Source organism: Olsenella sp. KH3B4, from assembly GCA_900111695.1.
GTDB lineage: Bacteria > Actinomycetota > Coriobacteriia > Coriobacteriales > Atopobiaceae > Tractidigestivibacter.
Map to the genome: position 1 here is coordinate 1 of FOHD01000013.1, position 13,520 is coordinate 13,520.

Here is a 13,520-nt window from a genome sequence, read left to right on the forward strand (position 1 = left end):
GCCGGGTGCTCCCCGCGTATGCGGGGATGATCCCGACCCCAACATCTACGCGCTGCACATGGCGTGGGTGCTCCCCGCGTATGCGGGGATGATCCCCGCGCCCGCCTTGTCGAGCACCTGGAAGGCTTTGTGCTCCCCGCGTATGCGGGGATGATCCCCACGACTGGCAGCGCGACCTCGGCAGCACCAAGGTGCTCCCCGCGTATGCGGGGATGATCCCGTCCCACGGTACTTGTAGTTATCCCATACTGTGGTGCTCCCCGCGTATGCGGAGATGATCGCGGCAGGGAGTACCAGCGACCCCCCCGCCAGGCGTGCTCCCCGCGTATGCGGGGATGAACCACATCGCCATCCCAATACGTCGTGTTCCTTTCCGGTGCACCCCGTACATGCCGGGCAATTTCTTAGCGCTCAAGCTAGCCAACTGCCCAGATTTGTTCGTCGCCTGTTACTCTGGGTGCTTGATGTCGTTTGTGGGATGGCGTCCTACTACATTGCCCTTGCCCTGCGCTTTGGCCAGTTAGGCATCACCGGAGACGAAACCCGCATCGGCAACTACGTCATCCTTACCCTGATGCTCCTGGTCACCTTCCTCAACTTTACGGTACACCGCAACCGCGGCTTCATGAAGCGCACGGGCATCCAGGAGTTTGAGGTCGTACTCAGCTACAACATCTGGCTGCTCGTGGGCATCGCGGTGATGGTTGTGGCGCTTCACGTCCAGCCGAGTCCTTCTCGCCTGATGCTTCGCTACTTTGTCCTTATCGACGTTGCTATCATGATGATCATGCGCGCCATCGCCAAGGCGGCCCGTGCGCTGCAGAGCAAGGGCGCGCCGTTCTACTCGCAGGAGCGCCTGGGGCTTGGAGGCAAGCACTTCAGGCTGCTCAAGTTCCGCTCCATGGTTGCGGATGCGAACGACGTCGAGAAGTACTTCACGCCAGAGCAGCTGCGCGAGTGGCAGACCGAGCGCAAGGTGGACAACGACCCTCGCGTTACCGGCATTGGCCGCATCCTGTGCAAAACCTCATTGGACGAGTTCCCGCAGTTCATCAACGTGCTCAGGGGAGACATGTCCATTGTGGGACCCCGTCCCATCGTGGACGAGGAGATTGTGCATTACGGAGACCGTGCAAGCGGGTTCCTGAGCTGTAAGCCCGGCATCACGGGCTGGTGGCAGGTAGAGGCGAGAAACGATGCCGACTATGCGTCCGGGCGTCGTCAGTCCCTGGAGCTCTACTATGTGCGCCCATGCATCCGCGACGCTGGACTGGAACATCTTCAAGCGCACCTTTGGCGCCGTCCTCCACGGGACGGGAAAGTAGCGGCTGCGTCCTTTAGCGACGAGTCTGTGCCGCTGCCAGTAGGGCAGGGGGGCGAGCCGCGCCTCCATGCGAATTGGGCGGCATCTCCCGGCTCGTGCGACTTCCGAGGTCCGAATTACGTGCAAAACCGAGGTTGTGTGTAAGTGCGGCACCCGTCCCCGGGGCGGCATGGGCCCGAGGGGATGCGCGTCCCTGCTCGTCCGGGCCCGGCAACTGGAAGGATGTCGATCATGCGCCCCTGGGGCCCGTGGGTGGCGGTCCGCGGTGGCGGGCTGCCGCCGTCGGCGGGGATAATAACCCACACAACCTCACTTTTGCACGTAGAGATGGGAATTCTGGTTGCACGCGGCGCCCTCAGAGGGGTTCTGGCTGTGCACGGAGCCCGCAGCAGGCAGCCAGGCGCATAAAGAGCCAGAAAGCAATTGTCCCAGCGGTAATAGACTTCTGCCGGTCGTTTCTTCATGTCCTTTCTGGTACGGCATTTACCCTCGGCATCGCGGGGAAGCGATGTGACATCGATAATGAGAAGCGATGACACCGGATGCGATAAGGGGAACGGTTTGCAGGACTCAAAAGCTGGTCGCCTTGCGTTCTCGGAGAGAGCTGTGATGACCGGCTCCAACCTGCGCCTTTCTCAACTCGTGCGGGGAGTTGGCGGAGCGCGTGACGTTGTTCTCTGCACTACTGAGGACGGCCGGGAGGTCGTTGCGCTTGCGGGCGAGTGGCCTCGTCTCGACGTGCTCCGCAGTGCGGACGGAAGCCTTGGAGCGGTAAGGAGAACCAGCCCAGACGCGAAAAAGCGGTACCCTCAGCCTCCGAGGATGTAATAATCCTCGAACTCATTCGACCGCTCTGCCGTAAGCCCATCACTCACATTCAGAGCTGGGGTTATGCTAACCATGTGGTCACACCCACCTCTTCCCAAGGAGTCACCATGGACGTACTCGCTCGCGTTGATGCCGTCTGGCAGACTCACCGCACAGATCCCGATGCTCTTGAGCAGGCGCTTCTCTCCCTGCGCGACGAAGTCTCGCTCTCCTGTGGCGAGGCCTCCCCGGAATACGTGACTCTTTGCAACGAGCTTGGCTCGTTCTATCGTTCGCGCGGAGACTACCAGAATGGCGAGAAGTCCTTCCACGCCGCGCTCGAGGGCATCGAGGCGCTGGCCGGTCGCAGCGATGCCTACGCTACCTGTCTGGACAATCTCGCCGAACTCTACCGCCTCGACGGCCGCCTGGACGAGTGCGCCAGTGCCCTCGCTGAGGCATCCGTGCTTTTCTCCAGTCGTCACTCTCTCGAATATGCCGCCTGTCTCAACTACCAGGGACATCTTTGCATGGCGCGTCGCGATCCGACGGGCGCCCGGGCGCGATACCAGTCTGCCTTGGACATCGTGCGCGAGAACGGCTCGCCGGCCTTCGAGCTTTCCACGGCTTTTGTCAACGTGGCGAGTGCCCTCATGGGCGAGAACAGCCTCCCCGAGGCGGCCCGCTATCTCGATGCCGCCTGTGACCTCTATCGCGACGGGTCGCTTCGTCGTGGTCCCCACTTTGCCTCGCTTCTCAATTCTCTGGCCACGTTACGCGATCGCATGGGGGACGTACCCTCCGCGCGCTCGGCGTACGAAGAGGTTCTCGACATCCTTGAGGCCGGCCTTCCCGTGAACCCGGATGATGCTCGCACCGCCCTGGGCAACGCGGCCTCGTTCTTCTCGCGCACTTCAGATGCCCGGGGCGCCGCACGCGTCGATGCCTTGCGCGGGTCCCTTACGCGGTAACGGGAGCCATGAGGTCCGTCGCGCGCAGCATCTCGTCACAAATGTGGGAGTTCACCTCAACGGCCTGTGCGAGGAGGAAGCCGTCCTCGCTCTGGGAGAGCCCCTCTGCGTGCAGCACCTCAATCAGCGTGTTGCTTGCGCGCTCGACTTGGCGCTCGGCTAGCTCGACGTTGCCCGCGCGCCACGCGGCAAGCACCGCGCCGAGTGCCTCGTGCACGTCACGCCCTACGGGGCCCAAGCCGTCCAGCCCTCGTGGTGCCCACTTGTAGAACGGCGAGTAGCGGCGCGAGAGCGCATAGACCGCATGCGTTGCGGACTCAGAAAAGCGTGAGAGGCACGAGAGCGCGGCGAGCTTCTCACCGCGACGCGCCTGTCGTCCAAAGTTGTACTGCCCTGCCTGGGCTGCAATGGCGCAGTCGTGTGCAATGAGCTTCAACCGCAGGTCTTTGGGGTAGTAGGCCAGAAGTCGCTGCCGCACGCGCGTGAAGCGGCCGCTTGTGTCGAGAAAGACCTCGCCATTGGTTGCCGCGGCAAGCGCGCGCTCGGGGATGCGTCGCCACTCGTCAATGCTCGACGGCAGTCCCGGTGACCCCAGAAGCCACGCGTAGAACCCGTCCACGGGAAAGACGCCCACGCGTCTCTCTCCCATGTGCTCGGAGGTGGTGTCGCGCGGCGGAAAGCCGGCAAAGCCGCGCGCGGCAATCGCGCGGTAGCGCTCCTGGAGAGCCGTGCCCGCCTCCCGCCAGTCTGCCGGGTCCAGCCACACGCAGTAACCGGGTCCCCAGTCGTGGTCGCGCGACGTCTCGTCGTCAAAGCCCAGACACTCGGAACCTGCGCCCACGAGACCTGCCGCCATACGATCTTGCAGGTACTCGTGGCCGCCTGCGAGAAGCTCGTCTACTGTTGCCTCGAAGAACGCCCGCGACAAGGCGAGACCGGTCGCGGGCGTGTCTGCGTCTTCTCGCATTGCGTCAGCCCTAGTCGCAGCAGCCGCAGCAGCCAAAGGAGACTTCGAACTCTGGGTCGAGCCCCTGCTCGGACATGGTCCCCTTAGCGATGGCCTCGTCGGCCGCGGCCAGGTTGGGATAGCCGTATGCACGGGCTTCCTCCGCAGCCACACGTTCCTGCAGGTTCACGCCCTCGCTGGCGAGGGCGCCATAGTGGGCGAGAAGCACGCGCAGCGTGCGCTCTGAATAGGTGGAAAGCTCGCCTCTGGAGTAGGTCTCGATCGAGGTGACCTCGTGCGTGTCCGCGCTGCTGCGCACAGGACGGCCCCTGCCCGTGAAGTGCGGATACGTCGACGCCAGCTGATCTGCCCACCCAAGCTCGATCTCTACGATTTGCTCGATGAGGGCGCGCTTCTCGGCGGGGACCTCCGGCACGGAGTCGCGAAGCGCTGCGAACTCCTCCGGGTGGGTCGACTCCATCATGTAGGCGTACTTCTCGGCGACGGGATTCCTGCCGGCTTGGATGGCGTCTGCGAGGTCGTCGGCGTAGGAGTCGAGCGCCTCGTCCGGCCAGGCGTCAAACTGTGCGCGGCGCATGGCCGAGAAGGTATTGGGCATGTCCTGGCAGTCTGCCCGCCCGCCAACGTTCTGCACCGCCTGGAACAACTCCCATTCGGCAAGCACGATATTGCCAATAATCTCGTCCCGCTCTTCCTTCTTGTACGCCATGCCCGCTCCCCTCGTTCCACGTCAACTTCCCGACACCTCACAAATAGCAGCTAGGACAGGTGATCGGGGACCTTAATCGGGGAGAGGCCCTGTTCGCAGGATGAGGGGGCGGCAATGAGACAAAGGGACTGTCCCTTTGTCTCATTCCAGCTCGCGGGTGCCGGTCCAGAGCTGCCAGTACTCGCCGCGCTGCGCGAGCAGCTCCTCGTGGGTGCCGCGCTCCACAATGCGCCCGTGCTCAAGCACCATGATCGCGTTTGCGTTGCGCACGGTGGAGAGCCGGTGCGCAATCACAAAGACCGTTCGACCGCGCATGAGGGCGTCCATACCGCGGGCAATAAGCGCCTCGGTGCGGGTGTCGACGCTCGAGGTGGCCTCGTCCAGGATGAGCACGGGCGGGTCGCTCACGGCCGCGCGAGCGATGGCGATGAGCTGCCGCTGTCCCTGGCTGAGGTTCGCCCCGTCGGTCGTGACCTGCGTGTCGTAGCCCTGCGGCAGGCGCGAGATGAACGAGTCCGCGTTTGCCACGCGTGCGGCGTGGCGCACCTCCTCGTCGGTGGCGTCGAGCTTGCCAAAGCGGATGTTGTCGGCGATGCTCCCGCGGAAGAGGTGAGTGTCCTGCAGCACGATGCCCAGAGACGAGCGAAGCGATGCCTTCTTGATGTCGCGCATATTGATGCCGTCGTAGGTTATCTCGCCAGCGCGCACGTCGTAGAAGCGATTGATGAGATTCGTGATGGTGGTCTTGCCCGCGCCCGTTGAACCCACAAAGGCGATTTTCTGCCCGGGCTTCGCAAAGAGCGAGAGGTTCGCAAGTACCGTCTGGTCCTCGTCGTAGCCAAAGGTGACGTTGTCAAAGCGTACGTCGCCGGCGAGAGGAACCACGCTCCCGTCCTCGCGACGCCACTGCCAGCCCGCGGCACCGGCGGCCATGCGGCGGTTGTCGTCCGCCGCGTCGTCGACCGCGTCCACGCGCTCCAGCGTGACCGCGCCCTCGTCCTTCTCGGCAGGCACCTCCATCACGGCAAAGACCCGCTCGGCGCCGGCGAGCGCCGTGAGCATGAAGTTGCCCAGCTGCGTGAGCTGGTTGATGGGCATGGCCGCCTGTCGAACAAACACCAGGTAGCTGGCCAGGCTGCCCACACCCATGTGGCCGCCTATGGCGAGCGCGGCGCCCACCACGGCCACCACGGCGTAGTTTGTGTACGAGATGGCCACCGTCGCCGGTACCATCGTCGAGGCGTAGGCCTGGGCGCCGGTGCCGCTCCTGCGCAGGTCCTCGTTGAGGGCACGGAAGCCCTCGAGGTTCTCGCCCTCGTGGTTGAAGACCTTGACGACCTTCTGCCCGGCGATCATCTCCTCCACGTAGCCGTCCAGCGCGCCCAGCGTGCGCTGCTGCTGCGAGAAGAGCCGCTTGGAGCGCCTGCCCGAGAAGCGCACGTAGGCCACGATGATCGCGTCGCAGGCCAGCGTGATGAGCGTGAGCCGCCAGTCGAGGACCACTAGGAGCACGATGGTCCCCACGGTCTGGATGGCCGCCTGCACCATGTTGGCAAAGCCGTTGTTGAGCGCCTCGGAGATGGTGTCTACGTCGTTGGTGAAGTAGCTCATCACGTCGCCGTTGCGCGTGCGGTCGAACCACGAGAGCGGAAGCGTCTCGATGTGGCCGAGAAGGTCGCGGCGAATGTCGAAGACGACGCGCTGCGCCGCGCGCACCATGGTCTGGGTGTAGCCCACGCTTGCGGCGACCCCCGCGGCGTAGATGGCGGCAGTTGCGGCAACGAGATGGACGAAGCGCGTCCAGTCGCCCGCGCCCACGGCGTCTACCACGGGTTTTATCATGTACGTTCCGGCGAGGTTTGCCCCGCCTGTCACGCAGACCAGAACCGCTACGGCCAAAAGCTGCCAGCGGGCGTGGCCTAGGTACGAGAGGAACCTTCTCAGCGTGTGCCGCAGGTTCTTGGGGCCCGCGGGGGCGCCTCCTCTACCGGGCATTGGGGGCCTCCTTCCTGGTGGCGGCTGTGGTGCCGGCTGCGGTTGCGGTGGCCCCGGCAGGCGCGGTGCCGGCTGCGGGCGCGGTGCCGCCTGCGGCTGCGGTGCCGCCCACCTGCGACTCGTAAAGCTCGCGGTAGATGTTGTCCGTGCGGAGCAGCTCTTCGTGCGTCCCCGTGGCGTGTACGCGTCCGTCCTCAAGGACCACGATCTGGTCGGCGTCCATGACCGAGGCCACACGCTGGGCAATCACGACCTTCGTGACGTTCTTGAGCTGGGCGAGGTTCTTGCGAATGCGGGCGTCGGTGGCCATGTCGCATGCGGAGGTCGAGTCGTCGAAGACCAGCACGCGCGGGTGCTTGAGCAGCGTGCGGGCAATGCAGAGGCGCTGCTTCTGGCCGCCGGAGACGTTGCCGCCGCCGTGGCCCAGGTCCGCGTCGAGCCCGCCGATGCGGTCCAGGAACTCGTCCGCGCAGGCCAGCTGGCAGGCGCGGAGCAGCTCCTCGTCCGTCGCCGCGGCGTTGCCCCAGCGCAGGTTGTCGCGGACGGTGCCCGTGAACAGGACGTTCTTCTGGAGCACTATGCCCACGCCATCGCGCAGCGCGGCAAGGTCGTACTCGCGCACGTCGTGGCCGCCCACCTCGACGCTTCCCGAGCTTGCGTCGTAGAGTCGCGCCATGAGCTGCACGAGCGAGGTCTTGCCCGAGCCCGTGGCGCCAAGCACCCCAACAGTTGAGCCGGCGGGGAAGTGCAGGCTCACGTGCGAGAGGACGTCCTTCTCGGCCGTGGGCGAGTACTTGAAGGAGACGTCGCGGAAGGTGACGTCGCCGGTGGTCACGCGGCTGATGCCGTGCGCGGGGCTCTCTATGGCGGGCTTCTCGCGCAGCACCTCGCTCACGCGGTGGATGCTCGTGACGGCGCGCGCAAGCAGCAGGAACACGTTGGAGATCATCATCAGCGAGTTCATGATGAGAAGCACGTAGCTCATAAATCCCGTGAGCGTGCCCACGCCCATCTCGCCCGCCATGATCATCTGGCCGCCAAACCAGAGGAGGGCCACGCTTGCCACGTTCATCGAGAGCGTGAAGACGGGCGTGTTGATGACGGCGGTCCTAAAGGTGCGCGTGGCGGCGTTTGCCAGGCGCGCGTTGACCTGCTCGAAGCGCTCGGCCACGTAGCCCTCGCGCACGTAGGCCTTGATGGCGCGGATGGCGACGAGGTCCTCCTGAAGCGTGTCGTTGAGCTGGTCCATCGCGTGCTGCATGGCGCCAAAGAGCGGGGCCACATGGTGCACGATAAGCGCCAGGGCGCATGCCAGCGCGGGCAGGATCACAAAGAAGACCACGGCAAGCTTGGCGCTCATGGTGCAGGCGATGACGAGGCCGCACACGAGCATGACCGGTCCTCTCAGCATGGGCCTGAAGCCCATCACGAGGGCGTTCTGAATCACGGTGACGTCGGTGGTCATGCGCGTGACCAGCGACGACGTGTCAAAGTCGTCGAGGTTGGAGAAGGCGAAGCCCTGCACGTGGGCGTACTCGGCCTCGCGGAGACCGGCGCCAAGTCCCATGGCAACCTCGGCGGAGAAGCGCGCGTAGCCCATGCCCAGGGCGCCTGCGCACACGGCGAGCGCCACCATGCGGGCGCCGAGCGCAAGGACGAGTCCCATGTCGCCCGTGGACACGCCCACGTCGACGATGCTCGCCATCACGAAGGGGATGCAGAGCTCGAGCGTGGCCTCGGTGAAGGCGCAGAGCGCGGCGAGAACGAACTGCCTGCGGTAGGGCCTGAGGTAGCGGGAGACGAGGGCGAGGTCACTCATCGCGCGCCTCCCTTGGGGCCGTTGTCCTGGGAGCCGGCTGCGCCGCCTGGGGCTGCGGGGCGTTTGCGGCGGCAAGGTTGGAGTGGATTCGCTCGAGGAGGCCTGCAAGGGTTTTGCGCTCCTCGGCGGAAAGGCCGGCGAGCATGGCGTCCTGCTCCTCGTCGCAGACGTTGTCCCAGGCGGCAAGGGCGCCGTGGCCGGTTGCCGTGAGCTCCACGGTCTTGGTGCGGCGGTCTTCTCCGCGCGCGGTGCGTATGAGCCCCGCCTGGCGGAGAAGGTCGAGCATGCGCGATATCGCGGCGTCGTCTACCTCGAAGTACGTCGCCATCTCGTGCTGCGTGCTCGTGCCGTGCACGGCCAGGTAGGCGAGAAGCTTGGGCTGGCCGGGGCCGAGGCCCAGCCGTGCCATGCGTGGTCGCAGGTAGTTCGTCTGCGCGTGATACGCGCGGTAGAGCAGCATGTGCATGTCCTCGAGGGAGCGTCCCTCCTGCTCCATGGTTGCCACCTCCAATGAGACAAAGGGACAGTCCCTTTGTCTCATAGGTCCGTTGACGTATCAACTATTCCTTCTCAGCGTAACGCGAGCCGCGGGTGCAAAAGGGGACAGCGCTTCTCGTCATAAAGTTGACGCATCAATGGTTCACGTGCGGCTCGCCCCCTCGCCCTTTCCTGCCAGACGACGTGGTAGGGTGGGTGCGCGTTTCTCGCCCATTGCCTCACCTACAAGGAGGACCCATGCGCACGCCCAGGCTCATCGCCAGCGACATCGACGGCACCATGCTCGTGAACTGGGCGCCGTGCTTCTCGCCGCAGATGCTGGGGCTTGTCGAGCGCATCGTCGATGCGGGGATTACGTTTGTGCCGACGTCCGGCAGGCAGTACACCAACCTGCGACGGCTCTTCTCGCCCGTGGCGGATAGGATTCCGTATGTGTGCGAGAATGGCTCGCTTGTCATTCTCGGCGACGAGCTGGTCTACCGTGCCACGATGGATGACGGTCTGGCGCGCGAGATCATCGAGGACATGCTGGCAGATCCCGGCTGCGAGCCGGTGGTCTCGGGGATGCGGACGGTCTACGTGCGCACGGGCGCGCCGGAGCTGGTGGATCATCTTGTCAACGTGACCGGCTACAACGTGACCGAGCTTGACGATCTAGCGCATATTCCAGAGCCGTTCATGAAGGTCTCTGCATACTGCACCGATGGCGTGCCGCGCGAACGTCATTGGTACGAGCGCTTTGGCACGCGATGCACGGTCAAGGTTACGGGCCTGCAGTGGCTTGACCTCATGCCCAATGGTGTCGACAAGGGAGTTGCGCTGGCGGCGCTGGCGGGGCGCCTGGGGATTGCGGCCGAGGACTGCATGGCGTTTGGCGATGCCGAGAATGACATAGAGATGCTCGAGTGGGCGGGGTGTCCCATAACGATGGAGACGTCGCAGCCGTTGGTGCTGCCGCTTGGTCGGTACCACACCGACACCGTTGAGCACGCGTTCGAGCGGATCCTCGACGGGCCCGGGTTCGACTGGTAGTGGGCCGTGCGCGGCGCGGTCGTCGCTTCTCGGCAGATTGACGCCACAGTGAGGGTCTCGTACGTCCTAGCTGCGGAAACGCGCCCTATGGCGCCCGCCGCCCGAACGCTCGCCGCCAGCGTGCCCGCCGTGGCCCCCGCCGTTCCCCTTGCCGCCCCGAACGCGCTGCGGCCGCGGGCGCTCGGGCCTCACCAGACACTTTGGCCCGTAGCCGATAAGGTCCTCTCGGTGCGCGCGATGCAGCGCCTCCACCACCAGGTCGTAGTTCTTGGGGTCTCGGTACTGGATCAGCGCGCGCTGCATGGCCTTCTCGTGCGGGTTGGTGGGGCAGTAGACGTGCTTCATGGTGCGCGGGTCGAGCCCCGTGTAGTAGATGCAGGTGCTCACCGTCGACGGGGTGGGGTAGAAGTCGCTCACCTGCTCGGGGTTGTAGCCCAGGTCGCGGCAGAACTCCGCCAGCTTGACCGCGTCCTCCATCGTCGACCCTGGGTGCGAGCTCATGAGGTAGGGCACCACGTACTGCTCCTTGCCGCATGCGCGCGAAGCCTTCTCGAACTCGTGGACAAAGCGCTCGTAGACGTCGTTCGAGGGTTTGCCCATCACGCGCAGCACGTCGTCGCACACGTGCTCGGGAGCCAGGCGCAGCTGGCCGGACGTGTGGTACTCGGCCAGCTCGCGGATGAAGGTGTGGTCCTTGTCGTAGAGCGCGTAGTCAAAGCGGATGCCGCTGCGGATGAAGACCTTCTTGACGCCGGGGATCGCGCGGAGCTTGCGCAGCAGGCCCACATAGCGCTCGTGGGTCACGCGCAGGTTGGGGCACGGCTCCGGCGCAAGGCAGCGCCGGTCGACGCATGCGCCGGCCTTGGCCTGCTTGGGGCAGGCGGGCTGCATGAAGTCTGCCGTTGGTCCGCCGACGTCGTTGATGTAGCCCTTGAAGTCGGGGTCGTGCGTCATGGCCGTGGCCTCGGCCACGAGCGACTCGTCGCTTCTCGCCTGGATGATGCGCCCCTGGTGGAAGTTGAGCGCGCAGAACGAGCATTCTCCCAGGCACCCGCGGTTGCTCGAGAGCGAAAACTTCACCTCGGCGATGGCCGGGATGCCACCGGCCGCGTCGTACATGGGGTGCGCGGCACGGGCGTAAGGCAGCTCGTAGACCGCGTCGAGTTCCGGCGTGGTGAGCGGCTTTGCGGGCGGGTTCTGAATCACGTAGACGCCGTGCTCGTACTCCTCGACCAGCGGGTGCGAGAGGTACGGGTTGAGATTTCTGCACTGGATGCCAAAGCTGCGCGCGTACTCGGTCTTGTCGGCGCGCATGGCCTCCCAGGTGGGTAGTGTCACGGGGTCCACGCACTGCTCGGTGGTTCTTGCCCGGTAGACCGTGCCGGCGATCCAGCTGATGTCGTGGACGTCCACGCCGCCGTCGAGCGCGTCCGCAATCTCGACGATGGAGCGCTCGCCCATCCCGTAGGAGATGATGTCGGCACCGGAGTCCAGAAGAATTGAACGCTTGAGCGAATCCGACCAGTAGTCGTAGTGCGCGAGTCGTCGCAGCGACGCCTCGATGCCGCCCAGCACGATGGGCACGTGCTTGTACGTGCGGCGGATCAGGTTGCCGTAGACCACGTCCGCGTGGTCGGGGCGCAGGCCCATCTCGCCGCCGGGGGAGTAGAAGTCCTTGGGGCGGCGGTGCTTGGCCACGGTGTAGTGGTTGACCATCGAGTCCATGTTGCCGCTGCATACGAGAAACGCCAGGCGTGGCTCGCCCAGGACGGTGACGCTTGCCGGGTCGCGCCAGTTTGGCTGCGCGATGACGCCCACCTTGTAGCCGTGCGACTCGAGCACGCGCGTGATGATGGCGCACGCAAAGGAGGGGTGGTCGACGTAGGCGTCGCCGCTCACAAAGACGAAGTCACACTGGTCCCAGCCGCGCGCGGCCATGTCCTCGCGCGAGACGGGGAGAAACGCCGAGCGGTCCGGGCCTTTGTGCGCCGAGACGGGCTTGCCGCCGTGGGCGCCGTTGCGGCCGTGAGTGCCGTGGGCGCCGTGGCCGTAGCCGTCGCGCGTCCCGCGGCCGCGCACTCCGTGCGCCTGCGAACCCGCATGCCCGCCTCGCCGAGGCTCGTGTGTCTTCTCGTCCATACTTCCCCTTCTCTCGTCCTAATCGCAACCAGTGTAGTAGAAGGCCAGCTCACGTGCCCCGTGCGAGCCGTACCCCTCGCTTTCTCGCGTTACGTTATGGAATCGCTACCGGAATGTCAGTAACGTGTAACCGGCCAGCGAGAGCCCCACGTTTAGTTGCATCAGGTATGATGCTTGCGCCAGCAATCGAAAGGTGACGCCTACATGGTCAGCTTCTCCCAGTTTGTCGCGGCCGTCCAGACAAACCCGTTCCTCGCATTGGTCATGGTCCTGGTCGTTGGGACCATTTTCGTGAACGGAGCGACGGACGCTGCAAACGCCATCGCCGAGCCCGTTGGCACGCGTGCCATTGGCGTCAACCAAGCAATCACTATGAGCGTGATATGCAACTTTGTGGGTCTCATTGGCATGACGCTCATCTCCACGGCCGTTGCCAACACCATGAGCGGCATGGTGGACTTTGGTGGCGACACCCACGCCGCCCTCATTGCTCTGGCGGCCGCAACCGTAGGTATCGTGACCTGGGCGTCTATCGCCTGGGTCTTTGGTATCCCCACGTCCGAGAGCCACGCCCTTATCGCCGGCCTTACCGGCGCTGCGCTTGCCGTGCACGGCGGGCTTGAGGGCGTGAACATGGGCGAGTGGGTCAAGGTCATCTATGGTCTGGTGCTTTCCTCGGTCCTGGGGTATGGCGCCGGCTGGATCATCGCCAAGGTCATCCCCATCATCTTCCGGCAGGCGGACCGACGCCGCATGAACAGCATCTTCAAGAAGTGGCAGGTCGTGGGCGCTGCGGGCATGGCTACCATGCACGGCGCTCAGGACGGCCAGAAGTTCATGTCCACCGCGATGATGGCCGTGCTCCTCTCGCAGGGAATGTCCGTTGACGGCGCGCAGTTCCCGCTTTGGATTGAGGTCATCTGCGCCGGTGCCATGGCCATCGGGACGGCCATCGGCGGCAAGCGCATCATCAAGAAGGTGGGCATGGAGATGGTCTCGCTCGAGCAGTACCAGGGCTTCGCTGCCTCGGTGAGCGCAACGGCATCGCTGCTCATCGCCACGCTCACCGGCCTTCCCGTCTCGACAACCCACACGTCGACCGCTGCCATGATGGGCGCCGGCGCGGCGAAAAACGTCCGCTCCGTTAACTGGGGCGTCGCCAAGGAAATGGTCCTTGCCTGGGTCTTTACGTTCCCCGGCTGCGGCCTCATTGGATACCTGCTCACCAAGCTTTTCCTCGTCGTTTTCTAAGGAGAACC

General features: G+C 64.9%; 10 protein-coding genes and 1 CRISPR repeat array. Of the genes, 4 read left to right on the forward strand and 6 right to left on the reverse strand.

Features of this window, described 5'->3' with window-relative positions; all coding sequences use genetic code 11:
* Positions 1 to 5: 5 nt before the first annotated feature.
* Positions 6 to 343: direct repeats of the CRISPR family, unit length 29 nt; unit sequence GTGCTCCCCGCGTATGCGGGGATGATCCC.
* 135 nt (positions 344 to 478) lie between these two features.
* Both BMX94_RS09925 and BMX94_RS09930 read left to right on the forward strand, forming a co-directional pair.
* A complete protein-coding gene (locus BMX94_RS09925) occupies positions 479 to 1,468 on the forward strand; it encodes a sugar transferase (protein WP_218138486.1) in 990 nt (329 codons plus the stop codon).
* 791 nt (positions 1,469 to 2,259) lie between these two features.
* Complete coding sequence (locus BMX94_RS09930) at positions 2,260 to 3,102, forward strand: tetratricopeptide repeat protein (RefSeq protein ID WP_091006100.1); 843 nt, start codon at positions 2,260 to 2,262, stop codon at positions 3,100 to 3,102.
* On the opposite strand, the gene BMX94_RS09935 is transcribed toward BMX94_RS09930, so the two are convergent.
* The 5 genes from BMX94_RS09935 to BMX94_RS09955 form a co-directional block, all read right to left on the reverse strand.
* Positions 3,092 to 4,069, reverse strand: a complete 978-nt coding sequence (locus BMX94_RS09935) for a DUF4037 domain-containing protein (RefSeq protein ID WP_091006103.1) — start codon at positions 4,067 to 4,069, stop codon at positions 3,092 to 3,094. The two genes, BMX94_RS09930 and BMX94_RS09935, sit on opposite strands and share 11 nt — an antisense overlap.
* Before the next feature lie 10 nt (positions 4,070 to 4,079).
* Positions 4,080 to 4,778 (reverse strand): DUF4125 family protein, encoded by a 699-nt coding sequence (locus BMX94_RS09940; RefSeq protein WP_091006105.1) that lies wholly within the window; start codon positions 4,776 to 4,778, stop codon positions 4,080 to 4,082.
* Between the two features lie 141 nt (positions 4,779 to 4,919).
* Positions 4,920 to 6,773 carry an ABC transporter ATP-binding protein gene (locus BMX94_RS09945; RefSeq protein WP_091006109.1) on the reverse strand — a complete coding sequence of 618 codons (1,854 nt, stop codon included), beginning with the start codon at positions 6,771 to 6,773 and terminating at the stop codon, positions 4,920 to 4,922.
* Positions 6,763 to 8,592: an ABC transporter ATP-binding protein gene (locus BMX94_RS09950; RefSeq protein ID WP_091006112.1), complete on the reverse strand. Its 1,830-nt coding sequence runs from the start codon at positions 8,590 to 8,592 to the stop codon at positions 6,763 to 6,765. The genes BMX94_RS09945 and BMX94_RS09950 overlap by 11 nt, the downstream gene beginning before the upstream one ends.
* A complete protein-coding gene (locus tag BMX94_RS09955) occupies positions 8,585 to 9,088 on the reverse strand; it encodes a MarR family winged helix-turn-helix transcriptional regulator (protein WP_218138487.1) in 504 nt (167 codons plus the stop codon). The genes BMX94_RS09950 and BMX94_RS09955 overlap by 8 nt, the downstream gene beginning before the upstream one ends.
* A gap of 239 nt (positions 9,089 to 9,327) precedes the next feature.
* Here BMX94_RS09955 and BMX94_RS09960 point away from each other — a divergent pair, with 239 nt between their 5' ends.
* Positions 9,328 to 10,122 (forward strand): HAD family hydrolase, encoded by a 795-nt coding sequence (locus tag BMX94_RS09960; protein ID WP_091006115.1) that lies wholly within the window; start codon positions 9,328 to 9,330, stop codon positions 10,120 to 10,122.
* A gap of 66 nt (positions 10,123 to 10,188) precedes the next feature.
* Here the strand turns inward: BMX94_RS09960 and BMX94_RS09965 are convergent, their stop codons facing one another.
* Entirely contained in the window at positions 10,189 to 12,261 is a 2,073-nt protein-coding gene (locus tag BMX94_RS09965; RefSeq protein ID WP_091006119.1) for a YgiQ family radical SAM protein, read from the reverse strand.
* 204 nt (positions 12,262 to 12,465) lie between these two features.
* Between BMX94_RS09965 and BMX94_RS09970 the strand changes: the two genes are divergently transcribed.
* A complete protein-coding gene (locus BMX94_RS09970) occupies positions 12,466 to 13,512 on the forward strand; it encodes an inorganic phosphate transporter (RefSeq protein ID WP_091006120.1) in 1,047 nt (348 codons plus the stop codon).
* Positions 13,513 to 13,520 lie beyond the last annotated feature (8 nt).

Excerpts from the sequence above, each read along its gene's own strand:
- BMX94_RS09925 (WP_218138486.1), top strand. The coding sequence starts at position 479 with ATGGCGTCCTACTACATTGCCCTTGCCCTGCGCTTTGGCCAGTTAGGC.
- BMX94_RS09930 (WP_091006100.1), top strand. The coding sequence starts at position 2,260 with ATGGACGTACTCGCTCGCGTTGATGCCGTCTGGCAGACTCACCGCACA.
- BMX94_RS09935 (WP_091006103.1), bottom strand. The coding sequence starts at position 4,069 with ATGCGAGAAGACGCAGACACGCCCGCGACCGGTCTCGCCTTGTCGCGG.
- BMX94_RS09940 (WP_091006105.1), bottom strand. The coding sequence starts at position 4,778 with ATGGCGTACAAGAAGGAAGAGCGGGACGAGATTATTGGCAATATCGTG.
- BMX94_RS09945 (WP_091006109.1), bottom strand. The coding sequence starts at position 6,773 with ATGCCCGGTAGAGGAGGCGCCCCCGCGGGCCCCAAGAACCTGCGGCAC.
- BMX94_RS09950 (WP_091006112.1), bottom strand. The coding sequence starts at position 8,592 with ATGAGTGACCTCGCCCTCGTCTCCCGCTACCTCAGGCCCTACCGCAGG.
- BMX94_RS09955 (WP_218138487.1), bottom strand. The coding sequence starts at position 9,088 with ATGGAGCAGGAGGGACGCTCCCTCGAGGACATGCACATGCTGCTCTAC.
- BMX94_RS09960 (WP_091006115.1), top strand. The coding sequence starts at position 9,328 with ATGCGCACGCCCAGGCTCATCGCCAGCGACATCGACGGCACCATGCTC.
- BMX94_RS09965 (WP_091006119.1), bottom strand. The coding sequence starts at position 12,261 with ATGGACGAGAAGACACACGAGCCTCGGCGAGGCGGGCATGCGGGTTCG.
- BMX94_RS09970 (WP_091006120.1), top strand. The coding sequence starts at position 12,466 with ATGGTCAGCTTCTCCCAGTTTGTCGCGGCCGTCCAGACAAACCCGTTC.